26 protein-coding genes and 1 pseudogene are annotated in these 26,822 nt (G+C 67.1%); 13 read left to right on the top strand and 14 right to left on the bottom strand.

Features of this window, described 5'->3' with window-relative positions; translation table 11 throughout:
• The first annotated feature begins 57 nt into the window (after positions 1-57).
• The 5 genes from KM176_RS19825 (at position 58) to KM176_RS19805 (ending at position 5,555) form a co-directional block, all read left to right on the top strand.
• Positions 58-1,482: an aldehyde dehydrogenase family protein gene (locus tag KM176_RS19825; RefSeq protein ID WP_160895575.1), complete on the top strand. Its 1,425-nt coding sequence runs from the start codon at positions 58-60 to the stop codon at positions 1,480-1,482.
• Positions 1,469-2,995, top strand: coding sequence for an argininosuccinate lyase (locus KM176_RS19820; RefSeq protein WP_160895576.1), 1,527 nt, complete (start codon positions 1,469-1,471; stop codon positions 2,993-2,995). Before KM176_RS19825 ends, KM176_RS19820 begins: the two co-directional genes overlap by 14 nt.
• Entirely contained in the window at positions 2,992-4,206 is a 1,215-nt protein-coding gene (locus KM176_RS19815; protein WP_160895577.1) for an MFS transporter, read from the top strand. Before KM176_RS19820 ends, KM176_RS19815 begins: the two co-directional genes overlap by 4 nt.
• Positions 4,203-4,562 carry a tRNA-binding protein gene (locus KM176_RS19810; protein ID WP_160895578.1) on the top strand — a complete coding sequence of 120 codons (360 nt, stop codon included), beginning with the start codon at positions 4,203-4,205 and terminating at the stop codon, positions 4,560-4,562. Before KM176_RS19815 ends, KM176_RS19810 begins: the two co-directional genes overlap by 4 nt.
• A 375-nt stretch (positions 4,563-4,937) precedes the next feature.
• Positions 4,938-5,555: a GNAT family N-acetyltransferase gene (locus KM176_RS19805; protein WP_160895579.1), complete on the top strand. Its 618-nt coding sequence runs from the start codon at positions 4,938-4,940 to the stop codon at positions 5,553-5,555.
• A 196-nt stretch (positions 5,556-5,751) separates the two neighbouring features.
• Here the strand turns inward: KM176_RS19805 and KM176_RS19800 are convergent, their stop codons facing one another.
• The 3 genes from KM176_RS19800 to KM176_RS19790 all read right to left on the bottom strand — a co-directional run bounded on the left by KM176_RS19800 (position 5,752) and on the right by KM176_RS19790 (position 7,694).
• Positions 5,752-6,156: a hypothetical protein gene (locus KM176_RS19800; RefSeq protein WP_160895580.1), complete on the bottom strand. Its 405-nt coding sequence runs from the start codon at positions 6,154-6,156 to the stop codon at positions 5,752-5,754.
• Between the two features lie 31 nt (positions 6,157-6,187).
• Positions 6,188-7,111, bottom strand: a complete 924-nt coding sequence (locus KM176_RS19795; RefSeq protein ID WP_160895581.1) for an ABC transporter substrate-binding protein — start codon at positions 7,109-7,111, stop codon at positions 6,188-6,190.
• 145 nt (positions 7,112-7,256) lie between these two features.
• The gene (locus tag KM176_RS19790; RefSeq protein WP_311136174.1) at positions 7,257-7,694 is read right to left on the bottom strand and encodes an FCD domain-containing protein; all 438 of its coding nucleotides are present in this window, start codon (positions 7,692-7,694) and stop codon (positions 7,257-7,259) included.
• Positions 7,695-7,987: 293 nt separating this feature from the next.
• Between KM176_RS19790 and KM176_RS24985 the strand changes: the two are divergent.
• From KM176_RS24985 to KM176_RS19750, 7 genes and pseudogenes are all read left to right on the top strand, one after another.
• A pseudogene (locus KM176_RS24985) lies at positions 7,988-8,986 on the top strand (ABC transporter ATP-binding protein).
• A 68-nt stretch (positions 8,987-9,054) separates the two neighbouring features.
• Positions 9,055-10,089, top strand: coding sequence for an extracellular solute-binding protein (locus KM176_RS19775; RefSeq protein WP_160895585.1), 1,035 nt, complete (start codon positions 9,055-9,057; stop codon positions 10,087-10,089).
• 16 nt (positions 10,090-10,105) lie between these two features.
• On the top strand, positions 10,106-10,936 hold the full coding sequence (locus KM176_RS19770) for an ABC transporter permease (protein ID WP_160895586.1): 831 nt from the start codon (positions 10,106-10,108) through the stop codon (positions 10,934-10,936).
• A complete protein-coding gene (locus KM176_RS19765; protein WP_160895587.1) occupies positions 10,929-11,753 on the top strand; it encodes an ABC transporter permease in 825 nt (274 codons plus the stop codon). The genes KM176_RS19770 and KM176_RS19765 overlap by 8 nt, the downstream gene beginning before the upstream one ends.
• A gap of 27 nt (positions 11,754-11,780) precedes the next feature.
• A complete protein-coding gene (locus KM176_RS19760; protein ID WP_160895588.1) occupies positions 11,781-13,190 on the top strand; it encodes a M24 family metallopeptidase in 1,410 nt (469 codons plus the stop codon).
• Positions 13,187-13,831, top strand: a complete 645-nt coding sequence (locus KM176_RS19755; RefSeq protein WP_160895589.1) for a flavin reductase family protein — start codon at positions 13,187-13,189, stop codon at positions 13,829-13,831. The genes KM176_RS19760 and KM176_RS19755 overlap by 4 nt, the downstream gene beginning before the upstream one ends.
• A gap of 651 nt (positions 13,832-14,482) precedes the next feature.
• Complete coding sequence (locus KM176_RS19750; RefSeq protein WP_160895590.1) at positions 14,483-15,193, top strand: cysteine hydrolase family protein; 711 nt, start codon at positions 14,483-14,485, stop codon at positions 15,191-15,193.
• A gap of 136 nt (positions 15,194-15,329) precedes the next feature.
• Here the strand turns inward: KM176_RS19750 and KM176_RS19745 are convergent, their stop codons facing one another.
• The 5 genes from KM176_RS19745 to KM176_RS19725 are packed head-to-tail and all read right to left on the bottom strand — an operon-like array spanning position 15,330 to position 19,951.
• Positions 15,330-16,037 (bottom strand): ABC transporter ATP-binding protein, encoded by a 708-nt coding sequence (locus tag KM176_RS19745; RefSeq protein WP_160895591.1) that lies wholly within the window; start codon positions 16,035-16,037, stop codon positions 15,330-15,332.
• Entirely contained in the window at positions 16,024-16,758 is a 735-nt protein-coding gene (locus tag KM176_RS19740; protein WP_160895592.1) for an ABC transporter ATP-binding protein, read from the bottom strand. Before KM176_RS19740 ends, KM176_RS19745 begins: the two co-directional genes overlap by 14 nt.
• A gap of 6 nt (positions 16,759-16,764) precedes the next feature.
• Positions 16,765-17,778, bottom strand: a complete 1,014-nt coding sequence (locus KM176_RS19735) for an ABC transporter permease subunit (RefSeq protein ID WP_160895593.1) — start codon at positions 17,776-17,778, stop codon at positions 16,765-16,767.
• Positions 17,779-17,797: 19 nt separating this feature from the next.
• Positions 17,798-18,664, bottom strand: a complete 867-nt coding sequence (locus KM176_RS19730) for a branched-chain amino acid ABC transporter permease (protein WP_160895594.1) — start codon at positions 18,662-18,664, stop codon at positions 17,798-17,800.
• Between the two features lie 57 nt (positions 18,665-18,721).
• Positions 18,722-19,951 carry a transporter substrate-binding protein gene (locus KM176_RS19725; RefSeq protein ID WP_160895595.1) on the bottom strand — a complete coding sequence of 410 codons (1,230 nt, stop codon included), beginning with the start codon at positions 19,949-19,951 and terminating at the stop codon, positions 18,722-18,724.
• Positions 19,952-20,268: 317 nt separating this feature from the next.
• Here KM176_RS19725 and KM176_RS19720 point away from each other — a divergent pair, with 317 nt between their 5' ends.
• Entirely contained in the window at positions 20,269-21,189 is a 921-nt protein-coding gene (locus KM176_RS19720; protein ID WP_160895596.1) for an AraC-like ligand-binding domain-containing protein, read from the top strand.
• Positions 21,190-21,198: 9 nt separating this feature from the next.
• Here the strand turns inward: KM176_RS19720 and KM176_RS19715 are convergent, their stop codons facing one another.
• From KM176_RS19715 to KM176_RS19690, 6 genes are read right to left on the bottom strand one after another with little or no spacing between them, the layout of a single operon-like run.
• Entirely contained in the window at positions 21,199-22,182 is a 984-nt protein-coding gene (locus tag KM176_RS19715) for an asparaginase (protein ID WP_160895597.1), read from the bottom strand.
• Positions 22,183-22,192: 10 nt separating this feature from the next.
• Positions 22,193-23,386 (bottom strand): ABC transporter substrate-binding protein, encoded by a 1,194-nt coding sequence (locus KM176_RS19710; RefSeq protein ID WP_160895598.1) that lies wholly within the window; start codon positions 23,384-23,386, stop codon positions 22,193-22,195.
• Positions 23,383-24,438 carry a CobW family GTP-binding protein gene (locus KM176_RS19705; protein ID WP_160895599.1) on the bottom strand — a complete coding sequence of 352 codons (1,056 nt, stop codon included), beginning with the start codon at positions 24,436-24,438 and terminating at the stop codon, positions 23,383-23,385. The genes KM176_RS19710 and KM176_RS19705 overlap by 4 nt, the downstream gene beginning before the upstream one ends.
• Positions 24,435-24,764: a hypothetical protein gene (locus KM176_RS19700; protein ID WP_160895600.1), complete on the bottom strand. Its 330-nt coding sequence runs from the start codon at positions 24,762-24,764 to the stop codon at positions 24,435-24,437. The genes KM176_RS19705 and KM176_RS19700 overlap by 4 nt, the downstream gene beginning before the upstream one ends.
• A 60-nt stretch (positions 24,765-24,824) precedes the next feature.
• Entirely contained in the window at positions 24,825-25,703 is an 879-nt protein-coding gene (locus tag KM176_RS19695; protein ID WP_160895601.1) for a polysaccharide deacetylase family protein, read from the bottom strand.
• A gap of 24 nt (positions 25,704-25,727) precedes the next feature.
• A complete protein-coding gene (locus KM176_RS19690; protein WP_160895602.1) occupies positions 25,728-26,795 on the bottom strand; it encodes an ABC transporter ATP-binding protein in 1,068 nt (355 codons plus the stop codon).
• Positions 26,796-26,822: the final 27 nt, after the last annotated feature.

Genomic DNA, 26,822 nt, shown 5'->3' with positions numbered 1-26,822 from the left:
CCGTCACATCCCCGCTATCCCTTGTAGGACCGCGACCGAAGTTCACGAGGGGATCTCATGGAGCAGACAAAATTCTACATTGGCGGACAATGGGTTGACCCTGTCTCCCCACGCCTTGTCGAGATCAGGAATCCCGCCGACGACACGATCTGCGGCCAGGTGGCCCTGGGTTCGGCGGCGGACGTGGATCGTGCGGTGGAGGCGGCCCGCAGCGCGCTGCGCCGCGGGATCCTGCCGCTGCCCGAGCGCATCGCCCTGCTGCATCGCATCGCCGATGTCATGGAACGGCGCGAAGAGGATCTGGCCCAGGTCATCACCGAAGAGATCGGCGTGCCCCTGTGGTATGCCCGCAAGGGCCATGCCGCAGCCGGGGCCGCGCATATCCGCATCCTCTGCCAGGAGCTGGAACACTTCGCCTTCGACTGGATGCAGGGCGACACCCTGGTTACCCGCGTGCCCATCGGCATCGCCGCGCTGATCACCCCCTGGAACGTGCCGGTCAATCAGATCGTCATCAAGGTGGCTCCTGCCCTGGCCGCGGGCTGCGCCACGATCCTCAAGCCCTCCGAGATCGCGCCCGGCAATGCCACGATCATCGCCGAGATCCTGCACGAGGCCGGCGTGCCGCCGGGTCTGTTCAACCTGGTGCACGGCGACGGGCCGGGCGTCGGCGCGGCGCTGGCGGCCCATCCCGGCATCGACATGGTCTCGTTCACCGGCTCGACCCGCGCCGGCATCGCCGTCACCCAGGCCGCCGCCGCGACGGTCAAGCGCGTCGGCCTCGAACTGGGCGGCAAATCGGCCAACATCCTCCTCGACGATGCCGACCTGGAGGATGCGGTCGCAAAGGGGGTGCGGGCCTGCTTCATGAACTCGGGCCAGGCCTGCTCGGCGCCCTCTCGGATGCTGGTGCCCCGCAGCCAGATGGAGCGCGCCGCCGAGATCGCGGCGAAGACCGCGGACAGCATTCGCGTCGGTGCGCCGCGCGACGAAGATGTGAACCTCGGCCCGGTCGCCAGCCAACGGCAGTGGCAACGGATCCAGTCCTGCATCGAGACCGGCATTGCCGAGGGCGGGCGTCTGGTGGCCGGCGGCCCCGGCCTGCCCGATGGGCTGAACCACGGCGCCTACGTGCGCCCCACGGTCTTTGCCGACGTCACCCCGCAGATGACCCTCGCACAGGAAGAAATCTTCGGCCCGGTGCTGGTCATGATCCCCTACGACAGCGATGCCGAGGCGGTCGAGATTGCCAACGATACGGTCTACGGCCTGGCCGCCTATGTGCAGGGCCGCGACCTGGCCCGGGTGCGGGCCATCGGGCGGCAGCTGCGGGCGGGGCGGGTGCACCTGAACTACCCGGTCCTGGACCGCACCGCCCCCTTCGGCGGCTTCAAGCAGTCCGGCAACGGACGTGAGCAGGGCCGCTACGGCCTGGAAGAGTTCCTCGAGTACAGCGCGTTGATCGGCCATGGCACAGAGTGATGCACCCCGGGGCGAGGTGATCGCCGAAGAGGCCCGGCCCGGCCGTCGCCGGGGCGCGACGCCGGCCTATATGGAATCCTACAAGGAGGGCTTCGTCGAGGACACGGCCGAGTTCATCCATTCCTACGATCTGGCCCATGCCCTGATGCTGGGAGAATGCGGGATCCTGCCCGCGCCCATCGCGCTGGAGGTGCTGGCCGGCCTGCGCGAGATGCAGGCCCGCGGCATGGCCGAGTGCCGGCGCAGCGCCGGGGGCGGCAACCATGCCGGGGAATACTGGCTGACGCAGAACTGCGGCTCGGCGGTGGGCGGGGCGATCGGCCTTGCGCGCAGCTCGGGCGATCTCTCGGCGATCTCGTTCCGGATGTATGCCCGCGAGACCCTGCTGAAGCTGCGGGAGGGTCTGCTGGGCCTGCGCGCCAGCCTTGTGGATTTTGCCGCGCGCCACGTCCAGGACGTGCTGCCCGGCAACACCCATGGCCAACATGCCCAGCCGATCACCTTCGCGCTCTGGGCGATGATGTACCACGACGCGCTTGAGCGCGACGGCGCCCGGCTGGCCGAGATGACCGCGCGGCTGAACCACAGCCCCGCCGGGGCCGGGATCATGGCCGGCACCGAATTTCCCATCAACCGGCGCCGGATCGCCGACATGCTGGGCTTTGATACGGTGGTGCCCAACACGCTGGACGCGGCGCTCAGCCATGACCTGGAGCTTGAGTTCGCCTCGCTGCTGAACCTGCTGTGCTATTCCCTGTCGCGCATGGCCGAGGACCTGTTCCTGTGGAACACGACCGAATACAGCCTGATCACCCTGCCCGACTGGTTCATCGGCACTTCCTCGATGATGCCGCAGAAGCGCAACCCCGACGGGCTGCAGGACCTGCGCAACCTCTCGGCGCAGGCCCAGGCGACGCTGACCATGGTGATCGGCACGGAGCGCGGCCCGACCGGCTTCCCGATCATCGAACGCCGCAATTCGGACCGGATGCTGCGGGGGCTGGCCGCGCAGCTGAGCGAGCGCCTCGACATCCTGCCCGAACTGCTGGCCGAGATGAAGGTCAACGGGCCGCGCGCCGAGGCCCATGCCAATGCCTACTGGGCCAGCGTCACCGATCTGGCCGGGGCGCTGGTGCGGCAGAACCACATCGACTGGCGCACGGCGCACGGCCTGGTGGCGGGCTTCGTGCGCGATTGCATCGCCAAGGAGCGCCCCCCCTACGAGGTCACCGCCGACGACTTCAACGCCTATGCCAGCCGCAGCGGCGCGCTGACCATCACCTTGGACGAGGCGGTCTTTACCCGGGCGCTGGATGCCCGCGCCTTCGTCACCCGGCGCGACACTTTCGGCGGCCCGGGGCCGGAGGCCATGGAGGGGGCACTGCTGCGCGCCCGCGGCGCGATGGCCCGGGAAAAGCGCGACCTTGCCGCCTTCCGCGCGCGGATCGCCCAGGCGCAGCAGAGCCTGCTGCAGACCGTCGACGCCGCCGTCCAGGCAAGGCGCTTCGCGTGAGCCTGGCCGGAACCGTTCCCCGCGCCGGCGCCGGCCGCGTCATCTGGTCGGTGGGCTATGTCCACGGGCTGAGCCATCTCTACATGCTGGCCCTGCCCCCGCTCTTTCCGCTGCTCAGCCGGGATCTCGGGGCGTCGCTGGCGGGGCTGGCCGGGATCCTCGGGGCCTTCAACCTGATCACCGCCGCCACCCAGTACCTTGCCGGGGTGGCGGTGGACCGCTTCGGCGGCCTGCGCTGCCTGCGGATCGGGCTGGCGCTGTCGCTTCTCAGCCTCGCCCTTGCCGCTCTTGCCCCGGGCTTCTGGACCCTGGCGGGCGCCTTCGCGCTCTGCGGCCTGGCCAATGCCGTCTACCATCCCGGGGATTTCCAGCTGCTCAACAGCCGGGTGCCCGCCGCCCGGCGGCCCTTCGCCCTGTCGGTGCACAATTTCGCCGGCAATGTGGGCTTTGCCCTGGCGCCGGCGCTGCTGGCCCCCGTCGGCTTTACCCTGGGCTGGCGCGCGGCCCTCGGGCTTGCGGTGATCCTGGGCCTGCCGGGGCTGCTTGCGCTTTTCCTGCTGCCCGGGGATGCGCCGCAGCCACGCCCCGGCCGCCGGGCGCCGGGGCAGCGCACCGGCCTGGCCGAGGTCGCCGGCCCGGCGGTTCTTCTGCAACTTCTGATCTTCACGCTGTTTTCCCTGGTCTCGGGCGGGGTCCAGAGCTTTTCGGTGCTCGCGGGGGCCGGTCATTTCGGCTACGGGCTGAGCGATCTGAACCGGATCCTGGCGCTTTACCTGCTGGTGGGCACGACCGGGATCGTCCTGGGCGGCACCCTGCTTCAGCGGGGATGGTCCGAGACCACGGCCTTTGCCAGCGGCATCGTGCTGGCCATGGCAGGCTGGGGCCTGGCCTGGTCGGGGCTGGGCGGGTTGCAGGGCTATTCCGCCGGGATGCTGGTGATCGGCTTTGCCATGGGCTTCATCCTGCCCGCCCGCGACGTGATCGTTGCCCGCATGACCCCGCCGCACCTGCAGGGCCGCATCTACGGCTTTGTCACCACCGGCATCAACATCGGCCAGTTCGGCGCCCCGGTTCTGGTCGCGCCGATGGTCCAAGGCGGCCATACCGGGCTGTACTACGCCTTCCTCATGGCGGCCCTGGTCGCAAGCCTCCTGGCGGGGCTGTCCAGCCGGACGGCCCGCCCCAAAGTTCAAACGAAAGGACACCCATGACCGTCTCGACACCGCCCCTCAAGGAGCAGGCCGACTATGCCGCCTTCGAAGCCCTCGACCTGCGGATCGGCCAGATCCGCGAAGTGCTGCCCTTCCCCCGTGCCCGCAACCCTTCCTACAAGGTTGCGATCGACTTCGGCCCCGCGATCGGCGTGAAGTGGTCTTCGGCCCAGATCACCCGTTACGCCCCCGAAGAGCTGCTGGGCAAATCCGTGGTCTGCGTCGTGAACTTCGGCCCCCGCAACATCGCCGGTTTCCTGTCCGAGGTCCTGATCATGGGGGCCGCCAACGCCGCCGGAGAGACCGTCATCCTGAGCCCGGAAAGCGATGTGGTACAGGGCGGTGCAATCTACTGAAGACGCGCCCATGCCGTTCCTTGCCCGATAGAACGGATGAGCGAGGGCTGCGGGAGCGACCGCGACCTTTGCGGGACGGCAGAGGGCGACGCGGCCATGGGGCGGGCAAGGGGCACTGCCCCGGCAGCTTCCTATCCGCTCGTCATGGGCCTCTGGTGCGGGGATCTTGCCTGCATCCCCTCTGGTCCCCCGGTGCGGAGGTCCGGGGCGCTGCGGCGCGTCGAACGGCTGGAAGGCGATTGCAGGCCATTGGCCTTCGGGGCCTTCCCGGGCCGGGCTGGGGGCATGAGCGAAGCGGTTGCCCGTGACCGGGTGGCCTGAAGGGGCATTGCGTCCGATCTTCAAGGGGATAACCTGATCCCCTCAGGAGGACCCATGTTGCCCAAGGCGCGTCTCATCGATCCCCGCACCCTGCGGGTGCCACGCGAAGTGCCGACCCCGCGGCTGCAGCTTCGCGCCCCCTCGCCTGCAATGGCCCTGGATCTTGCCGAGGCCCGGGCCGAGAGCCATGCCGCCCTGCATCCCTGGTTTCACGCCGAAATGGGAACCGAGGCGGAAGAGGCAGATCCCGGCTGGCAGGCCGGCAGGCTTGCCGCCCAGGTGATCGCCTTCGAGCGGCGGGAAGACCTGACCTATTACCTGTTCGACAAGGGCAGGCTGATCGGGATGATCACCCTTCATCCCCTGTGGCGCCGGGGCCAGATCAAGCTGACCTATTGGATCCGGATCTCTGCGCAGCGGCAAGGCTACGGACGCGAGGCTGTCGGCGCGATGGTCGCGTTTTCCTTCGAGGTCTTGTCGGCACGCCTTGTCACGACCGGCCATGCCGAGCCGAACCGGGGAAGCGCCCGTCTGGCACGCAGTCTGGGCTTTCGCCAGATTGCGCGCCAACCACTTGCCTGCGAATTGCCGGATGGCAGCCTGGTGGCCGGCATCGGCTATGCCCTTGAAAGCGATGATCGCCCGCCCGCCGCTGCTGACGGGAGCCAGTAGGCCGCCCGCTGCCACCCGCGCGGCCAGCCCCGGCGACAGGCCGGAGGGCGCGGTTTGCGGGCGATCCGCCCATGGCCCGGAAGGCCGCAAGGTACAGGCGGGCAAGGTCCCCCGATGACCGGGGAACCTTTTGAAAGCGCCGTCAGACGCGGTGCCCATCCTGCGGCCGGTGGCCGTGCCAGCTGTTCGGCCTTCGTCAGGCAGGCTCGTTCGCCCGCCCCTCAAGGAAGACGCCGGCCCTTTCGGCGCAGGCCCGCACGTGTTCGGCAGAGCGCTGGATATAGGCGCGGGCCTCGGCGTAGCGGTAGGATTGCGCCTCGTAGCTCGGATAGCCGTAGTTGCGGGCCTCGTAGGTGGCCCAATCCTCGATCTCCCCGCTTTCGATGCGGGTTTCGTAGGCGTCGACCATGGCGATATAGGCGTCGTATTCCTCCGCCGTCAGGTCGGGATGAACGGCCCGCCAGACGGGATCGTCCAGCTGGATGCATTGGCGCGGGTTGGCGGCGCGGGGCTTGTCGTCGCAGGAGGCCGCCATTTCCAGCGACAGGTTCAGATCGGGGTTCGCCTGCGCCAGGATCGGCAGGATCGTGTTGAAATCCACGACCCCTTCCCCACAGGCGCGGCCATGTCGCTTACTCCTGGGGCAGGGCTGCCGCGTCGTTGACCTTCACGGTATCAACGGCAAGCGGGCCAAGGCCCCATTTCTGCATGATCCTGGCGTAGCCGCCTGCATCGACCATCTGCTGGAGGGCCGCGACCACGGTGTCGCGCAGCTCGGGATTGTCCTTCGAGGTCAGCATGCCGAGGTAGCCAACGGCAAGGCGGATGTCGGGCAGCGCCTGCAGGCCGACGCCTTTGCCGATCTGTTTCTCGGTGGTGTAGACGCTGGTTGCATAGCCATTGACCGTCGCATCGGCGCGCTTGGTGCGCACGGCCTGCAGCACGTCGGGCATCTTCGGCAGGGACATGATCTGCATCGGCGCGGCGCAGCTTTCGGCGAACTGGGTCACCAGGCGGTTCTGGAAGGTGCCGACGGGCACGGCGACGCGCTTGCCGCAGAGATCCTCCATGGAGGTAATGCCCAGCGGGTTGCCCTGCTGCACCATGATGGTGGTGGCGTCGTACATGTAGTCGATGACATCGACCTGCTTTTGCAGCTCCGGATCGTCATTGATGCCGGAAACGGTCATGTCGAACCGCTTGGAGAGGATCGCCGGGACGATCCCGGCCCCGGCGCCAAGGTCGGTCATCTCGACCTTCAGGCCCAGGATCACCCCAAGGGCGGCGGCGATGTCGGCGTCGATGCCCACCAGATTGCCCTTGTCATCGTGGAAGCTGATCGGCGGCGTCAGGTCGGTGGCGATGCGCAGGACACCGGCCTTGCGGATGTCGGCGGGCAGCCTGGCGGACAGCGCGGGGGTGGCGGTGACACCGGGAAGGGCCGCGACCTTGGCAGAGGCGATCATGGTTTCGCCCCTGCCCTGGGCATGGGAGCCGGAGGCAACGAGGAGGGCGGCAAGCACCGGGCCGAGGGTCAACTTTGAGAGCATGTGCATGAGGAGAAGCCCTGTTGTCGGGCGCGCCGTTGCTCGACGCTGCAGGATCAGAATTCACGCGCTACCCAATGTTCGAAAGTTTATGTGAAACTGTTTCCTGATCGACTTTGTGCAGTCCCGGGCAGTTTGGAAACCCCGCGGCCCTTCAGCCCTTGGCCGTCATCCGTTCAAGGATGGCCAGGAATACATCCTTCTCACCATCGACGCCCTCATAGGCGATGCTGCTTTCCATCTCGTCCAGATGCGCGGCCATGGCCGCATGGGCACTATCGAAATCGCCACTCTTGAGGTGGCCCACGATCGCCTCGTGCTGGGCCACGCCGCGGCCGCAGCCCTGTTCGCGGTCATAAAGCGCGTTCACCAGCGACAGCCGCGTCAGCACGTTCTGCAACATGGCCATCAGCACGCCATTCCCGGTGAACCCGGCCAGAATATGGTCGAAATCGCCTGCAATCCGCTTCTTCGCGGTAAAATCGTCGCCCGCATGGACCCGGCGTTCGACGTCCACGGCGGCCTCCAGCGCCTCCAGCTCTGCCTTTCCAAGCCGTCCGGGCAGGGAAACCATCACCGCAAGCTCCAGCACGCGGCGCGCAGGGTTGCGCAGATCACTTCGGAAATGTCGTCGGACAGAATTATGTCGTCTTTCATGGAAGGCGCGCCCCGCAAGCTGGTCCTGAAACTGCTTTGGATTTGGCGGCGGGGACTCGAAAAGCGCAAGTTTTCGTTTTCATAGCGCCTATGGCTGCATCACGTCGACAGTTCTTGGTCAAATAATTCGCGAAAATACTGCCGTAAAAATATTCGAAAAGATTTGCGAATACTTTGCCCGCATGGCTGGACTCACAACAGTTCGCAACCGGCGGAGACCCCCGAGCCATGGCCAGGACAGGATTGCAGATCAGGAACGTCAATCACAGCTACGAGGACAAGCAGGTTCTTCATGACGTGAGTTTCGACGCCGCAGACGGCAAGGTCGTCGCCCTGCTGGGGCCTTCGGGCTGCGGCAAATCCACCATTCTGCGGCCCATCGCGGGCCTGATCACCCCGGACCAGGGCCGGATCGAACTGCAGGGCCGCGATCTGGCCCGGGCGCAGGTCCGTCACCGCAAGCTGGGGATGGTGTTCCGGAACTTCGCGCTGTTTTCCCACATGACCGCGGCGGAAAACGTGGCCTACGGCCTGGCCCACCTGTCCCGCCCCGAACGCAGGCAACGTGTCGCCCGCCTGCTGTAACTGGTGCGCCTGACCGCCTTCGCGGACCGTTTCCCGTCCCGGCTGTCGGGCGGTCAGCAGCAGCGCGTCGCGGTGGCCCGCGCCCTGGCCATCGACCCCGCCTCCCTGCTGATGGACGAGCGCCTTCGGCGCCCTCGAACTTGCCCTGCGCGGGCCGAGCTGCAGGCCGAGCTGGTCCGGATGCAGGAGGATGTCGGCATCACCACCGTCATGGTCACCCATGACCAGGAAGAGGCCCAGGCCGTCGCCGGCCAGCTGGTGGTGATGAAGGACGGACGGGTGGAAAAGGTCGGCACCCCGGAAGAGGTCTGCGACCATCCCGCCAGCCTCTTCGTCAACGGCTTCATCGGCAATGCGAAGCGGATCGGGGCCACCATCACCGGCGATGCCCAGCTGCGGACCGCCGATGGCAGCGCGCTGGCGCTGAACCGGCCGCTGAACTTCGTGCCCGGCACCGATGTCACGCTCACCACCCGCCCCGAGGACCTGAGCCTCCCGTCCGCCGGCACCCCGGCACCCTGCGCGCCCGGTTCGAAAGGGCTTGATGGGGCGTTCGCTGCTGCTCGATGCCTCGCTGGTCTGCGGCACGCCGTTGAAGGCGCTGATCCCGCGCGACGACGCCTGCCGCCCCGAACGCGGTGAAATCCTTCACCTTCTTCCCGACACGACCCGACTGCACGTTTTCCCAACCCCTCTGATCGGAGACTGACATGACCCTCGACCTGACCCGCCGGGCCTTCACCCTTGCGGGTCTCTCGGCCCTTGCCACCCCCGCGCTGATCCGTCCGGCCCGCGCCGCCGGCAGCAAGATCGTCGCCGCCACCTTCCCGGGCAGCTGGGAAGACGCCTACCGCAGCACCCTGACGCCGACGCAGGCGCAGGAGGGCTTTGATCTGACCATCGCGCCGGCCCTGGCCCAGGACCAGATCGCCAAGCTGATGGCCAGCCGCAACGCCCCGCCCTACGACGCGATCCTGGTGTCGCCCGGTCAGACCGACGTGCTGATCCGGAACGACCTGATCGAGAAGATCGACCCGACCCGCCTGAAGAACTGGGACAAGCTGATGCCGGCGGCTCAGAGCGCATGGGGCCCCCATGTCACGATCGAGATCAACGGCATCGCCTACAACCCCGACATGGTCGACGAACCCACCGGCTACAAGGCGCTGTTCGAGGATCCGCAATACGACAAGCTGGTGGCCTTCACCGGTTTCGAACAGAACGCCGCCGTCATGGCCTGGACCGAGATCAACAAGCTTTACGGCGGCAGCTACGACAACATGCAGCCGGTCTGGGAGCTGATCGCCAAGAATATCGACAAGCTGACCATCGCGACCTCGGGCGACAACCAGATGGCGCTGTACCAGCAGGGCGAGATCGCGGTCTTCATGTGCTCGACCGGGAACGTGGCGCATCTGAACGACCTCGGGCTGAACTGCAAGTTCGCCAAGCCCGCCAGCGGCGTGCCCGCGGTGCCGGTGACGATCCACATGGTCAAGGGCGCCAGCAATCCCGATGGCGTCTATGCCTACATGGACGCGGCGATCTCGGCGGCGGCTCAGACGCAGATGGCCAAGGCGCCGACCGCGATGATCCCGATGAACACCGACGTGCCCTATTCGGACGAGATCTCGGCCTTCATCACGCCGGAAGAGGTGGCCAAGGCCGCCTATCCCGACTGGGTGGCGATCAACAAGCATCGCGCCGCCTGGACCGAGCAGTTCGACCGCATCGTCGCAATGTGAAGCAAGGGAGGTCGCGATGATCCGCAAGAACTTGATACCCGCCTGGCCGCTGATCCTGGCCATGGTCCTGTTCTTCACAGGCCCCCTGGTGCTGCTGTTCGGCATCAGCCTGCGGGGACCCGACGGCAGCTGGGGGTTCGGCAATTTCGCGACCTTCCTCTCCGACGGCTTCTCGCGCAAGGTGCTGTTCGACACGCTCTGGCTGGGGCTGCGGGTGACCGCGCTGGTCAGCCTCGTGTGCCTGCCGCTTGTCATGCTTTACTGGCATGCCGGGCGGCGGATGCGGGGGCTGATCCTGATCGGGACGCTGCTGCCGATGCTGACCTCGAACGTGGTGCGCACCTTCGCCTGGGTCGTGCTGCTGGGGCGCAACGGCCCCATCGGCCAGTCTCTGGCGGGGCTGGGCCTGGTCGAGCGGCCGATCTCGATGCTCTACACGGAACCGGGGCTGATCATCGCCCTGGTCCAGATCGAGATGCCCTTCCTGCTGCTGCCGGTCTTCGCGGTGATCAACCGCGCCGACCGGGCCACGCTGGATGCCGCCGAAACCATTGGCGCCGGCCCCTGGCGCGCCTGGTTCACCACAATCCTGCCGCAGATCCTGCCGGCGGTGCTGGCGGGCTGGGTGCTGGTCTTTGCCGGTGCCACCACCTCCTACGTCACGCAAAGCGTCATCGGCGGCGCGCGGCTGATCTTCCTGCCGCAATATGTCTACCGCCAGGTCGGCGTGCTGTTCCAATGGCCGATGGCCGCGACGATCTCGATCCTGCTGCTGGCCTCGACGGGGCTGGTGATGCTGGCTCTGGCGCTGCTGTCCCGCAACGAGCGGCTTCAGGCCCATGGCTGAGAAACGTACCCTTGAACCGGGCTTCGGCGCCTGGAGCTACCGGATCTTCGTCTGGGGCGGCGGCCTGCTGATGCTGGCCTACCTGGTCCTGCCGATCTGCGTCGCCCTGCTGATGTCGTTCAACAGCGGCGCGACGCTGGCCTTTCCGCCCAAGGGCCTGTCGCTGCGCTGGTATGCGGCGCTGCTGGATCCGGTGAAATCGGCCCCGCTGCACCTGGCGGCGCTGAATTCGCTGAAGGTGGCGTTGGCAACGGTGGTGGTGGTGACGCTGATCACCGCCCCCGCGGCGCTGGCCCTGGCCCGGGGGCCCCGCCGCCTGACCTCGACCGTAGAGCCGGTGCTGCTGGCGCCGCTGGTGCTGCCGGCGCTGGTCTATTCGCTCTCGGCGCTGCTGGCGCTCAGCCTGCTGGGCCTCGGCACCTCGTTCTGGACCATCCTGATCGGCCACAGCATGGTCTTCGCGCCGCTGATGTTCCGCACGGTGCTGGGCCTCGCGCAGCGGCAGAGCGTCTCGCTCGAGGAAGCCTCGGCCACCCTTGGCGCCTCCCGCCTGCGCACCTTCGTCCGGGTCAGCCTGCCGGGCATCCTGCCGGGGGTCTTCGCGGGGGCCTTCCTGGTCTTCATGCAGTCGCTCGACAATGTGGACGTGACGCTGTTCCTGGGCAATCCGGGCCAGACCATGCTGCCGATGCGCCTGTTCGCCATGCTGGAGGAAAGCCTCGATGGCCGCGTCGCCGCCGTCTCGGGCCTGCTGATCCTGGCCGCCGCCCTCCTGCTCATCACCCTGCAACGCTTCGGCGGGCGCGATGCCCGCTGACCCGCCCTTTCGGAAAGGATCCCTGACATGAATGCGCATCTTACCCGCGCCGTCCCTTCGATCGAACGCCTGCTGGGCGATTTCGAACCGGATTTCGATTTCGCCCCGGCGATGCCGATCCCGCCCTCCGAATATGCCGAGCGGATGCGCAAGCTGAAGCGCGAGGCGGTGCTGGCCGGTCTGGACGCCGTGGTCGTGCATTGCGACAGCGTCGGCTGGTTCCACGCCGCCCATGCCTACCTGCGCTACCTCTGCGACTGGATGCGCGAAGGCGTGCTGATCGTGCCGGTGGACGAGGGCAAGGAGCCGGTGCTGCTTTCCTTCTTCACCCAGTCCGTGATCCTGCCGCCGGGCGGTGAACCGGTGGGCGTGGACCGCATCCTGCAGATCGGTGCCGTGGGGCGCGAATATGCGGACATCCCCGGCGACTCGGGCGCCCTGACGATGAAGGCGCTGGTCGGCATCCTGCGGGATCTGAAGGCCGACAGCATCGGCTTCATCGGTGACAAGCGCTCTGCCGCCTTCCGCGCCGGGCTGGTTGCGGAAATGCCGAAAGCGAAGATCTCCGACCAGCACGCCATCCTCGACCGGATGCAGCGCAACCGCACGGTGAACGAGATCGCCCAGTTCCGCAGCGCGGCGCAGCTGATCTCGATCGCGACGCAGGCGGCCTATCATGTCGCACGCCCCGGCGTGACGGATTACGAGATCTACGCCGCCTTCACCATGGCCCAGATGGCGCGCGGCGGTGAAACCGGCGATGGCTACCAGATCGGTGCGAACCAGTGGGGCACCCATTGCGGCAAGCCCTACGGCCATGTCATGCGCAGGGGCGATCTGGCGAACCTCTATGTCTCCAACGTCACCTATCAGGGCTACACCGCCCAGACCGCGCGCATGTTCGCCTTCGGCGATCTGACCGACCGGCAGGAACTGGTGCTGGACGCCTGCACCCGTGGCGTGAAGGCTGCCGAAAAGCTGATCAAGCCCGGCACGCTGGTGCGCGACCTGAACAACGCCGCCTTCGAGAGCTACATCGAGGCCGGGATGCTGAGCGACGCCGAGGCCCGCACCATGCCCTACAACTGGTCCACCGCCGAGGGTGGCGCCCCGCGCGAGATCCCGCGCCAGTATGTGCCGGATGCCGATTACGAGGCGCAGGGCCGCAAGCTGATGCATGTCTACCCGGCCACCTTCGGGCCGCATAACCCCAACCTTGGCCATTCGGTCGGCATGGCGGGCGGGCAGAACGCCTTCAACATCTCGTCCCACAACTACGACAAGCTGGAAGAGGGCATGGTCTTCGTGCTGCATACCCAGTGGCTGGAGCCGCAGTCCGCAGGCTGCAACATCGGCGACATGTATGTGGTGACCGCCGACGGGTTCGAGAACCTGTCGCGCCATACCCCTCTTGAAACCTATCGGGTGCCCGCATGAAAAGCCGTTCCTTCGACTTCGCCGAGCTGACCCCGAAAGAGCGCTACAAGCTGCTGATCGGCACCGTGATCCCGCGTCCCATCGCGCTGATCACCACGGTCGCGCAGGACGGCACGCCGAACGCCGGGTCCTTCAGCTTCTTCAACATCCTCACCCATGATCCCGCGATCATGGCCGTGGGGATCGAGCACAAGCCCGATGGCACCCCCAAGGACACCGCCGCCAACATCCTGGCGACGGGCGAGTTCACGGTGCATATCTCGGATCAGGCGCTTGTCGACGGGATGGAGATCTGCTCGATCAAGTTTCCGCCCGACGTGGATGAGCTGTCGGTCGCGGGGCTGGAAACGGCGCCGGGGGAAACTGTCCGCTGTCCGCGCATCCTCGCGGCGCCGGCGGCCTTCGAATGCCACCTGATGCAGACCGTCCCGGTCAGTCCCGCGCGCACCATCGTGCTGGGCCAGGTGAAGCGGATGTTCGTGCGGGAAACGCTGGTGGACCCCGAAACGCTCCATGTCGACCAGATCGGTATCGACGCGGTTGGCCGCCTCGGGGGCCATCTTTACGCCCGCCAGCTGGACCAGTTCGAGCGGGTCACCCCGACGGTGGAGCAGTTCATGGCCGGGAGCAAGGTTGGCTGAACCGTGCACCTGCCAAGGCCGTTGCCCTGTCCCGGACAGGCTGGCGGCGCTGCCCGGCCGGGCTGTCGCGCCTGCCGGTGCCTGAAGGTCAGGGACCCGACGGGCCCCGCCCGGAGGTCCGCCTCCGGGCGCCGCAAGCGGGTGCCCGGTGTCGTGGCAGCGCATCGCCTTGCCGATACCGATTCCTGCCCAGACCCGGTTTCGAAGGCCCGGAGGAGGCCGCGTACCTGCCTCCGGGACCGCCAGGGCCGGCTGATCGGGTCAGGGGCGCCCAATTTCACCGGCCCTCCATCACGACCTGCACCGCCGCCTCCGGCAAGTAGGGCATGGCGCGCGGCCTTGCCATCTGGCGGCGGCCTCAGAGCGGCGTTTCCCTTGCCTGCGCTGTGATCCTCCTCGGCCTGTAGGCCGTGTTCATCGACCGGAGGCTTTCATCTGGAAATCGCTGGTCTCCAGAAGCCTGGCCGGCTGTCCGGATCCCGGGGACCACCTCGGCGGGCAAAGGTGCCGGTTCGCCGGGCAATTCCGCGCCGGGAGCGCGGTGGATCAACGTCACCGGTTCCAATGACTAATCGATTTGCTATGATCGGACATCGGCTGGCCCCCGATGCGATCCGGAGGGGCCGCCGTCCGAACAGCAACGAGGAAATCATGCATAAGATCAAGATGTCCGACGCCGCGCTGGAGCGCGGCCGCAAGAACCGCGACGGTCGCGACCATGCCTACGAGGCGATCGACCCGACCCGCACGGCCCATGTCGTCGTCGACCTGCAGAACGGCTTCATGGAGGTCGGCGCCGTCTCCGAAGTGCCCGTCGCGCGCGACATCGTGCCCAACGTCAATGCCCTGTCGCGCGCCCTGCGTGCTGCCGGCGGCCACAATGTCTTTCTGCGCTATACCTTTGACGCCGCAGAGGCCCGCCCCTGGACCAGCTGGTACGGCGACATGCTGGGCAAGCCATTCTCGGAAGGGCTGGCGAAGGGCTTTACCCGGGGCGATCACGCCCATGACCTCTGGCCGGGCCTCGACGTGGCGCAGGGCGATCCGGTGCTCGACAAGACGCGCTTCAGCGGCTTCATCGCCGGGACCTGCGATCTGGACGCGGTGCTGCAATCGCTGGGCGTCGATACCGTGCTGATCACCGGCACCGTGACCAACTGCTGCTCGGAAACCACGGCGCGCGATGCCCACCAGCTGAGCTACCGGGTGATCTTCGTGGCCGACGGCAATGCCGCGCTGAACGATGCCGAACACAACGGCACGCTCGACAGCCTTTATCCGATCTCGGCCGACATCCGCACCACCGAGGAGGTGCTGGCGCTGATCGAGGCCGGTACCGCCCGTCGCAGCGCCGCCGAATGACCTGACCCCGTCCGGGGCCCCTGCGGCCCCGGACACCTCGTTGCCCAAACTCCATGTCGCGGCCGCATCCCGCGGACATGCCAAAGCCCCCCGGAGCCTGCGGGCGCCGGGGGGTCTTTTCGCGCGGGGGATCCGCTCAGGCCGCGAAGCCCATGAAGGCGCTGACCGCGCCGCTGTCGGTCAGCTGATCCTTCGGGATCTGCCGGTCCAGCACCCCGTTCGAGATCGCGTAGACCCGGTCCGAAAGACCGGTAATGAATTCCAGGTTCTGCTCAACCAGGACGATGGTGATGTCGGTGCTCCGGCTGAGCTGTTGCAGGGTCTCGGCGATCTCGTCGATGATCGAGGGCTGGATCCCCTCGGTCGGCTCGTCCAGCAGCATCAGGCGCGGCTTGCGGCACAGGCAGCGCGCCAACGCCAGAAGCTGCTGCTCGCCTCCCGAAAGCGCGCCGCCGTTGCGCTCCAACAGGCGGGTCAGGCGCGGGAAAAGCGTCAGGATCTCCTCGATCACCTGATCACGGTCGCGCTGCCCGGCGATGCCGCTTTCGAGGTTCTCGCGCACGCTGAGCGTGGGAAAGATCATCCGGCCCTGCGGCACCAGCCCCAGCCCGGCCCGGGCGCGGGCATTGACCGCCTGGCCCTTCAGGCTGGTCCCGTCGAACAGGATGTCGCCGCCGGTGACCTTCACGAAGCCCATGATGGCACGCAGCAGGGTGGTCTTGCCCATGCCATTGTGGCCCAGCACGCCCACCACCTCTCCGGGGGCGACGGTCATGTCGACCTGGTGCAGCGCCGGGACCGATCCGTAGGCGGCCTTGAGAGAGCGGATTTCAAGCAGCGACATCGGCCTGTTTCCCCAGATAGATTTCCTGGACCGCGCGGTCCGTCATGATGTCGCCGATCATCGCTTCGCGGAAGATGGCGCCGCGGTTGAAGACGGTGGTGAATTTCGCGATGCGGCGGATGAAGGCCATGTCGTGCTCGACCACCACAACCGCCGCGCGGCGCGCGGTTTCCAGCACCAGATCGGCCAGCCGGTCGCGCTCGGCCCCGGTCATGCCGGCGGCGGGTTCGTCCAGCAGCACCAGCGCGGGGGCGGGGGCCAGCACGGTGGCCAGCTCGACCAGCTGGCGCTGGCCATGGGCCAGCAGGCCGACCTCGCGCCGGGCCAGATGGGTGATGCCGCATTTCTCCAGCATCTCCTCGGCGCGCTCCTTCGCCATGGGTTTCAGGTGCCGCCGCCGCGCCGCCATGCGGATGTTTTCATAGGCGGACAGCCCGTCGAAAAGGTTCGGCACCTGGGTCTTGATGCCGACGCCGAGGTTGACGATGGCGTGGGTTTCCCATCCGGTGATGTCCTGCCCGTTCAGGCGGATCGTCCCGGAGGTCGGTTTCAGCTGGCCGGTCAGGCACTTGAAGAAGGTGGACTTGCCCGCGCCGTTCGGCCCCAGCAGGCAGCGCAGCTCACCGGGGTTCAGCGAGAAATCGACGTGATCGACGGCGGTGACGCCACCGAACTGCATCACCAGCTTTTCGGTGGTCAGGATCGGGGTCGGTTCAGACATCGGAGGTCACCTTTGCAGTGCGGCGGGGGTGCGGGCCTTCAGCGCGACCAGCGCGTCGCGCAGCGTCGGCAGGCCGCCCTTGGGCACCAGAAGCACCAGGACCATCATGATCCCGCCCAGGATGAAGTTGTTGTTCAGCACATGCATTTCCCCCAGCTTCAGCGACAGGTACTGCAGCACCACCACCGCGATGATCGGACCGGCCAGCGTGCCGACGCCCCCCGCCATGGTCCAGATCAGCGCCTTGGCCGACATCTCGAGCGAGAAGACATTGGGATCGACGAAGGTCTGGTAGGTGGCCCACATGCCCCCCGCCATGCCCGCGATGCCCGCCCCGATGGCGAAGACGATCACCTTGTGGCGGCGCACGTCATAGCCCAGCAGCGCCGCGCGGGTCTCGTTCTCGCGGATGCCGAGGGAGACGCGCCCGAAATCCGAGGCGATGAGCGTGCGCAGCACGATGTAGAGGATCACCAGGATGGCCATGAAGACCTGGAACATCTGGCCCGGGTCCAGCCAGGCCTCGGGCTTGCCCGGCACGTTCAGCACCGGCACCGAGGGGATGCCGTTGAAGCCGCCCAGCCGGGCGTCTCCGATGGCGTATTCGGGCCCGGCTGTGTGGTTGATCAGCTTCCAGAAGATCAGCGTCACGACCATGGTCACCACGCCCATGTAGACGTCCGAAAGCTTGCCGTAGAACATGAAATAGCCAAGCGCCGCGCCGAACAGCGCCGGCAGGCCGAAGGCCAGCAGGAAGGGAAAGGTGGTTTCCCCCATGTTGATCGAGGCGACCGAGAAGGTATAGGCGCCAAGCCCGAAGAAGGCCGCCTGGCCAAAGCTGAGGATGCCGCCGAAGCCCCAGATGTAGGAGAGCGAGAGCACGTAGACCGACAGCACGACATACTGGGTGATCTGCATGATCTGGAACAGGTCCCAGACCAGCGGGCCGGCGACCAGCAGCGCCAGGCCGATGGCGATCATGACCCAGAAGCCGGCGTCGCGGTGAAGAGAGGTTTCCATGGAAAGGTCCTTGGGCGGGTCAGAGGGATTTGCGGAAGATGCGCCCGGTGATGCCCTGCGGCAGCACCCGCAGCAGCACCAGCGCCGCCAGCAGCAGGGCGGCATCGCCCCAGACCGGCCCGGTGGCGAAGGTCACGCCCTGGCTGATCGTGCCCAGCAGCGTCCCCGCCGAAAGCGTGCCCGCGATCATCGAGGCGCCGCCGGTGATCACCGTGATGAAGCTTTGCGCGACGAAGTTGACGCCCATCGAGGGGGCGACCCCGGTCAGCGGCGCCAGCAGCCCGCCGGCCAGCCCGGTGACGGCCGATCCCAGTCCGAAGGTCGCCATGTAGACCCAGCTGGTGCGCACGCCCAGGGTCTCGGCCATATCGGGGTTCTGCATGGTGGCCCGCGCGATCAGCCCGGCCGAGGTATAGCGCAGCAGCGCCCAGATCGCCGCCATCAGCAGCGCCGCCACGACGATCAGCAGCAGGTTGTAGCCCGGCACCTGGTAAGCGCCGATGGCGATGCTGCCCAGCGGGGTCGACACCCCCTGCACCGTATTGCCGAACACCATGGTGACGCCGCCGATCATCAGCAGGCTCAGCCCCCAGGTGGCCAGCAGGCTGTCGATGATGCGCCCGTAAAGGTGTCGGATCACCAGCCGTTCGACCAGGATGCCGAACAGACCCACCGTCAGCGGCGCCAGCACCGCGATGGAGATCCACAGCGGCACGCCCGCATTGTGGGACATGATGGTGATGTAGCCGCCCAGCATGAGGAATTCCCCGTGGGCGAAGTTGATGACCTTCATCATGCCGAAGATGATGGCAAGGCCGGCAGCCAGGATCACGAGCCATGAAATGGCCCGCAGGATCTCAAGGATGACGATGACGGTATAGTCCATGTGGCGCTCCGGGCGGAGGGGCCGCGGGGGGCCGCAAGGGCGCGGCCCCCTGCCCCGTTACAGGCTGATCTCGAACTGCTTGTTGCTGTCGGGATCCTTGGAGAGGTTGCACACCATCTGCGTGTCCGAGGGCTGCACCGCGTTGAAGGTCTTCTGGATCACCATCTCCTGATCCTTCAGCTCGGCGATGTAGACATCGCGGATCGTGTGATGGGTGTCGGGGTCGATCGCGACCTTGCCTGCGGGCATGTCATAGCTCTTGCCCTTCTCCAGCTCCTGGATGATGCCCATCCGCTCGGTCGCGCCGGTTTCGCTCACCGCCTGGGCCCACATCTTCACCGACTCGTAGGTGACTTCCGAGATCTCGCCCAGGATCGGGGCATCATTGCCGTAGAACGTCTTGATGCCGGCCTTGAAGCTGGCGTTGGCGGCATTGTCGACCGAGGGGAAGTAGCCGGTGGCGACGACCATGCCGTTGCCCTCTTCCGGGGTCAGCATGACGTTCTCGGTGCCCGCGCCGCCGAAGCTGGAAGAGGCGATGGGGATCTCTCCCTTCATCCCCGAGGCCGCCCATTGCCGGTAGAAGCCCAGATGCGCCGTGCCCACCAGCAGCGAATAGACGATGTCGGGCTTGGCGCCCTGGATCTTCGAGATCGAAGAGCCGAACTGCGTGGTGTCGAGGGGGAAGAACTCGGTCTCGACCAGCTCGCCGCCGTTTTCCTCGACATAGCGCTTCACCCAGGCGGCCGAGATATGGCCGTAGTTGTAATCGGCGGCGACGATGTAGACCTTCTTGCCCCAGAGCCCCATCACATGGGGCACCAGCTGGGCGATGGTCTGGGCCGGGGTGGTGCCCAGGGTGAATTCGTTGCGGTCGCACACCCCGCCCTCGTAGAGGCAGTTGTAGAAATACAGCGTCTTGTAGCGATGGAAGATCGGGCGGATCGTTTCGCGGCTGGCCGAGGTGATGCCGCCAAAGACCACGTCCACCTTGTCCTTCAGCGCCAGCTGGGTGGCGTATTGCGAATAGAGCGACATGTTGGACTGCGGATCATAGGTCACCGCCTCGACCTCGCGGCCCAGCAGGCCGCCGGCGGCGTTCAGCTCGGCCACCGCATAGCGCAGGGCCTTGTCCATCGGCACGCCGCTGGAATCGATGGCCCCCGACAGGTCGTGCAGCCCGCCGATCCGGATCGTGTCGGTCTTGGCATGCAGGATCGAAGGGGCGGCCAGCGTCGTGGTCAACGCCGCGGAGGCCTGCAGGAAGGAGCGTCTGGAGAGCGTCATGTCGGGTCCCTGAAGTGGTCTGTCTGTGGCTGACCGTCTCTGGGGCGGCCATTGCGCACAGGCTGCGGCATTGCGCGGGGGGCGGCTCGGCCAAATCGGCCATTCGTTCGATCAGGCTGGCCAAGGGCCGGAATCGGCCCCGCAGAGGCGGGTTTTCCGGCCCGGGTCGCTCTGCGGGTGCGTAAGATTTTGGCAAATCGCTTTGGTATTGCCGAACAAGATGGCGTGACCCGGGGTCGTCCGGCGCCCGGAAGCCCCCGGCCCCGGACCATTGGCCGGACTCGCGCTAGGCTGATGGCCTACAGGGGGTAAGAACCATGGCAGCTTTCTCGACCCGCCACCTGAGCACGCGGGAGCGCCGGGACTATTGGCACGATCTGGTCAGCCGGACCTTCTCGGCCAGCGAATGCAACCTGCACGATCAGGAGGGGTTCGACGGCGATCTGGACGTCTTCGGGTTCGGCGATATCGACCTCTCGCGCCTCAGCTCCGGGGCGGTCAGCTATGACCGTACCGCGCGGCATATCCGCAGCGACAGTTTCGACCATTTCCTGATCCATGTGCTGGACAGCGGCGAAGGCTGGCTGACCCAGAACGACCGTCGTATCCGCCATGTGCCGGGCAGCGTGGTGATCTACGATTCCAGCCGGCCCTTCTCGTTCCGGTTCGAGGGCGGCTACAGTTCCGTCGTGCTGCGGGTGCCGCGCCCATTGCTGCAAAGCCGGCTGGTCGATGCCGACCGGCTGGGCGGCAGCCTCGGCCTGCCAGAGCGCCCCGAGACCCGGCTGGTGGCAGCGATGCTGCGCGAATTCGCCGGGATTGCCGCCGAGGGGCGGCTGTCGCGCGAGACGCTGTGTTCCTCGCTTGATCTGATGATGCGGGCGCTGCTGGATCCGGCGGCCGAGGCCATGCCGGATCCGGGGGCGGCCCTGCACCGGATCAAGCGCTTCCTGACCGACAACCTGACGGACGAGACGCTGACGGTGGCCGACATCTGCCGCCGGCAGAACATCTCGGTGCGGTCACTGAACCGGGCCTTTGCCCGGGATGGCACGACGCCCACCGCCTGGCTGCGCGACCAGCGGCTGGCGCTGGCCCATGCGATGCTGTCGGAGGGGCGGGTGCAGACCGTGTCGGAGGCGGCTTTTGCGGCGGGGTTCGCCGACCTCACGCATTTCGGGCGCAGCTTCAAGCGGCGCTACGCGCGCACCCCCAGCCAGGTTCTGGCCCGGCACTGAGCGGCGCGATCAGGCATAGCCCGCAAAGGCCTCGCGCAGCGGCGTGCCTGTCAAGCCCGCGCCCAGCAGCGCCGCCAGCAGCAGCCGCGCCTTCACCGCCGAAAGATCGCCCGCCGGGATCGCCCCGGCCTCGGCCAGGGTGACGCCGCCGCTGTCGCCGCCGTAGATCGCGGCGGTGCGCCCCTCGTGGCAGCGCGAGGCGACGACCACGGGCAGGCCGCGCGCCAGAAGCCGGGCGGTTTCGGCGGCAAAGCCCTTGGGCGCATTGCCCCGCCCGAAGGCCGACAGCACGATGGCGCTGGCTCCATGATCCCCCGCCAGTGCCATCAGGCGGGGCGTGCTGCCCAGGCCGAGGGTGATCAGCTCGACCTCGGGATCCAGCCGGGGCACCGCCAGCGGGCGGCGCGGCGCGGCGGGGCGGGTGTAGAGATGGACGGTGCCACCATCGACCTCGCCCAGCTTGCCCTGCCCGACCGAGCGGAAGGTATCGACCCGCGCGGTATGGGCCTTGGTGACATGGCGCGCGCCGTGGATGTCGCCCTCGAACAGGATCACGGCGCCGAGGCCGCCCAGCAGGGGGCTGGCCGCCGCGCTCAGGGCGTCGGCGATGTTCCTGGGCCCGTCGGTGTCGGGCTGGCCGGCATGGCGCTGCGCCCCGGTGAAGACCACCGGCTTTTCCGACCGGACCAGAAGCCAGGCCAGGAAGGCGCTTTCCTCCATCGTGTCGGTGCCATGGGTCACCACGACGCCATCGACGGCGGGATCGGCCAGCACCGCGTCGATGCGGGCGCACAGCCGGTGGATCGTCGCGAGGTCCAGCGCGTAGCTTCCGGCGGCCTCGAAATTCTCGACCGTCACGGTGATCCCGGCGGGCGGGGTGTGCAGCCCGGCCAGCAGCGTCTCGCCGCTCAGTCCCGCCGTCACGGCAGCCCCCCGGGTGCGGGCGGAAGACGCAATGGTCCCGCCCGTGGCAATCAGTGTCACGTGTTTCATCTGTCTCTTCTCAGCTTGCGCGGCGCTGCCCGCGTCCCTTGGTGGCCGCCAGGGCGATGACCTCGTTCCAGCGCCGGACTAGGTAGTTGTGTTCATCCATGGTCGAATTCCAGATCCCGATATGGCGCGAGCGGTCGCGATAGGACCCGCCCGAGCGGCTCTCGCCCTCGGGGATGATCGGGCGTCCGGCGGCATCGTTCAGGGTCTCGGCGGCGGGCAGCCCTTCGTACCAGTAATCCCAGTCGGCCTTGGGCATATGCGCCTTCACCCGTTCGGGCACCGACATGTAGTAGCCCTGCCGCGCGACCATCGCGCCGGCATAGCCGTCAAGGTACCAGTTCAGCCATTCATAGGCGCGCTCCAGCCTGGCCCCGCTCAGCTGGCGGGACAGGCACATGCCGCCGTGCCAGGCGCGGTAGCCTTCCGCCGGGCGGGCCTGACGCACCTTCATGCCATGGCGTTTCATCGACACGATGGTCGGCCCCCAGAGCGGCGCCAGCATCAGCTCCCCCTTGCGGAAACGGTCCACCGGATCGTCGGCACGGCGCCAGAAGGGCTGAAAATGGCCGCTCTGGATCAGCGATGCGGCATGGTCGGCCATGGTGTCGATCTCGGCCACCGACATGTTGCCCATGTCGCGAAAGCTCATCCGGCCATCGGCGGCCAGCGCCATGGCGAAATCGAAGACCCCGATGGCGGGTTCATCGACCAGTGCCACATGCCCCGCCCAGCGGGGGTTCAGCAGCTCGGCCCAGCTGGTCACGTCGCGGTCGACATCGACGCCGGGGGCGCTGACCGCGAAACTGTCGAAGTTGTAATAGGTCGGCAACATGGAGATCCGCCCGGTCGGACTGTGCGACAGGGTGGCGTCATGCTGCACGAACAGCCGGGAGGCTGGCACGTCGCCGCGCCCGCGCGGCCCGTAGCCGGGGGCGGTCCGGGTCAGGTCGTCCATCGCATCCCACTGGCGGATCCGCCGGGTGTCGATGGCCTGGATGGCGCGCCAGTGCCAGACGATATCAAGGTTGTGGAAGCACTGGTCGTAGACATCGTAGCTGCCCGGATCCAGCGCCGCCGTCCTCTGGGTATTGATGAAATCCTTCTCGATGAATTCCAGCGGGAACCCCAGATCGGCCTCGGCGCGATCCTTGAGCAGTCTCCAGGGCTGAACTTCCGTCGTCAGAATGCGTAGCGGTTCACTCACGCAGCGGTCCTTACCTCTTGCAGGCCGGTGAAGGCGGCAAAGGAGCGACGGATCAGATCGGGGGACACGCCTTCCAGGATGAAGACCAGCCGCGACTGGCGCGGGCCTTCGGGCCAGTGATCCAGATGCGTCGGCGCATGGATCAAGTGCTGCACTCCGTGAATGGCGACGGGCCGGTCCTCTCCTTCAATGACCAGAATACCCTTCACCCGGAATATCTTGTCACCGTATTTGTGAAGAAGGAGTGTAAGCCAGGTCCCGAACATAGTCCAATCGATTGCATCCGCGATCACCAGCGAGAAGCTAGTGACGCCCAGCGTGTCGGCGCCCGGGTGGTGATGGTGGTGATGCCCGTGATCGTGCCCGTGATCGTGGTTGCAGGTGGCGTCGCAGACATGGGCCGCGTCATGGCCGCCTTCGCGGGGCGCGGGCAGCAGGGCAGGCCCGAAATCCGCAAGGATCGCCGGCACGGGATCGGCGCTGGTGACCAGCCCGGCGGTCGGGTTGATCCGGCCCAGGCGGTCGCGCAGCGCGGCCTCGGTGCCCGGTGGCGCCAGGTCGGTCTTGGTCAGAACGATGCGGTCGGCGGCGGCGATCTGGCGCACGGCCTCGGCGCGGTGATCGACCTGCCGGCCCGCGTTCACCGCATCCACCGTGGTCAGCACCCCGCCATGGGCGAAATGCGAGCGCAGCACCGGATGGGCGGTCAGCGTCTGAAGCACCGGATAGGGATCGGCCAGGCCCGTCGTCTCGATCACCACGCGGTCGAAGGCGATCTCTGCGCGCGCGCGCAGGCTTTCGAGGTTCAGCAGCGCATCGGCCACCTCTCCGCGCACGGTGCAGCAGATGCAGCCCGATTTCAGCAGCACGACGGTATCGTCGATCCGGTCCAGCAGATGATGGTCCAGCGCGACCTCGCCGAATTCGTTGATCAGAACCGCCGCGCCCGCCATCGACGGATCGTCCAGAAGCCGTTGCAGCAGGGTCGTCTTGCCCGAGCCCAGAAAGCCCGTCAGCAGGATCACCGGGGTCAGGGGATGGGCGCCGCTCATGTCCGCTGGCCCTCCATCCAGGCGATCAGCCCCTCGTCCAGCGGATCGAAGGCGCGCCCCGCCAGCGCCTCGGCCTCGGGCCACAGATGCGAGAGCGCCTCGAAGACGCTGCTGGCCCCGGTCGCAGAGGACAGCACGTAGGAGCGGCCCTGCCAGACCTCCAGCCTGAGCCGCCGGTAGGAGGCGATCCGGTTCACCGCCTTCAGGCGCCGGGCGGTTTCCATGCGCCGGGACTGGCTGTCGCGGTTGCGGGAATAGACCCCGGGGCGGTCCACCGCGTTGGTCCAGTGATCATCGCATCCAAGGATGCCGCAGAGAGAGCACATGGCCCGGTCCTTTCGTCGTCGAAACCGGGCGGGGACGACACGCCCCCGCCCGCGCGGGCCTTACGACCGGGGGAACTTGCGGTCGTAATCGTCGGCCATCTCGTTCATGGTGACGAAGCGCACGCCTTCGTGGCCCTTCATGTGCTTGAACAGGCGTTCCAGCATCAGCAGCACCTGCGGCCGCCCCGAGACATCGGGGTGGATGGTGATCGGGAAGACGGCGTAATCCATGTTCTCGTAGACCCAGTCGAACTGGTCCTGCCACATCTGCTCGATGTCGCGGGGGTTCACGAAACCATGGCTGTTGGGGGATTTCTTGATGAACATCATCGGCGGCAGGTCATCAAGGTACCAGTTCGCCGGGATCTCGATCAGGTCGGTCTCCTCGCCGCGCACCAGGGGCTTCATCCAGTCCTCGGGCTTGGCGGTATAGTCGATCTTGGTCCAGGTATCGCCGACGCGCACGCGGTAGGGTTCGAAATCCTTGTGCATCAGCGAGTGGTCGTACTTGATCCCCTTCTTCAGCAGCAGTTCGTTGGTGACGTTGGAGAATTCCCACCAGGGCGCGACATAGCCGGTGGGCCGCTGGCCGGACAGCTCGGTGATCAGGGCGATGCACTTGTCGAGGACCGCCTCTTCCTGCTCGGGCGTCATGGCGATCGGGTTCTCGTGGCTGTAGCCGTGGATGCCGATCTCGTGGCCGCGCTTGGCGACTTCCTTCATCTGCTCGGGGAAGGTCTCGGCAGAGTGGCCGGGGATGAACCAGGTGGTCTTGATGCCGAACTTGTCGAACATGTCGAGCAGGCGGATGGCTCCGACCTCGCCGGCAAACAGCCCGCGCGAGATGTCGTCGGGGCTGTCTTCGCCGCCATAGGAGCCGAGCCAGCCTGCGACCGCATCGACGTCGATGCCGAAGCCAACGAGAATTTCTTTTGCCATGGGAAGTGTCTCCTGTCGGATAGTTTAAGCTTGAATGAGGGTGACCGAGGCCGGATCGACCCCAAGGGTCACCGGCGCGCCGATCTGCAGGGCGCGGACCTCGGGACGGTCGGCGCCGATCTCGACCGCGATCTCGGTGTCATCGGCCAGGCGCACCTTCAGGTGGCCGACCGCACCGACCAGGCGGCGGGCGCTGAGGGTGCCGGGCAGATGCACCTCTCCGGGGGTGTGCTGCGGCTGGATGCGGAAGGCTTCGGCGGGGATCACCGCCATGGTGGCGCCTGCCGGGCCGACGCCGTCGATCAGGCCGACGGCGGTGTCGATACGCCCGAACGCCGGACCATCCGTGCCCACGGAACGGCCCCGCAGGATGGTGTTGGAGCCGATGAAATCGGCCACGAAGGGCGTCGCGGGGCGGCGGTACAGCTCGCGCGGGGGCGAGATCTGTTCGACCACGCCGTTCGACATCACCACCACCCGGTCCGACAGGCCAAGCGCCTCGGACTGGGCATGGGTGACGAAGACGAAGGTGATGCCCAGCTCGCGCTGCAAAAGCTTCAGCTCGTTCTGGATGATCCGGCGCAGGTTCGCATCCAGCGCACCCAGCGGTTCGTCCAGCAGCAGGATCTCGGGCTCCACCACCAGCCCGCGGGCCAGGGCGATGCGCTGGCGCTGCCCGCCCGACAGCCGGTCGGCCTTGCGATCCGCGTAGGGTTCCAGGTCGAACATGTCGAGGATCCGGTCGACCTTGCGATTGCGCTCGGCCTTGGCCATCCCCTTCACGTCAAGGCCGAAGGCCACGTTCTGGCGCACCGTCATGTGCGGGAACAGCGCGTAGTTCTGGAAGATCATCGAGGTCGGGCGCTTTTCGGGCGGCAGATGGGTCACGTTGCGCCCCATCATCATCACCTCGCCCTCGGTGATGTCCTCGAAGCCCGCGATCATGCGCAGGGTGGTCGACTTCCCGCAGCCCGAGGGGCCCAGGAAGGCGACGAACTCGCCCTTGGCGACCTTCAGGTCGAAGTTCGAGACGGCGACGGTGCCGTCGGAATAGGTCTTGCCGACGGAAATCAGCTCAAGATCATGCTGCATGCGGGGCCTCGTCTGGGAAACGCGTCT

It is taken from the genome of Pseudooceanicola endophyticus (assembly GCF_018760365.1).
In the GTDB taxonomy this organism is placed as follows: Bacteria; Pseudomonadota; Alphaproteobacteria; order Rhodobacterales; family Rhodobacteraceae; genus Pseudooceanicola; species Pseudooceanicola endophyticus.
Note: the sequence above shows the minus strand (reverse complement) of the source record. Positions and strands in the feature narration are given on the sequence as shown.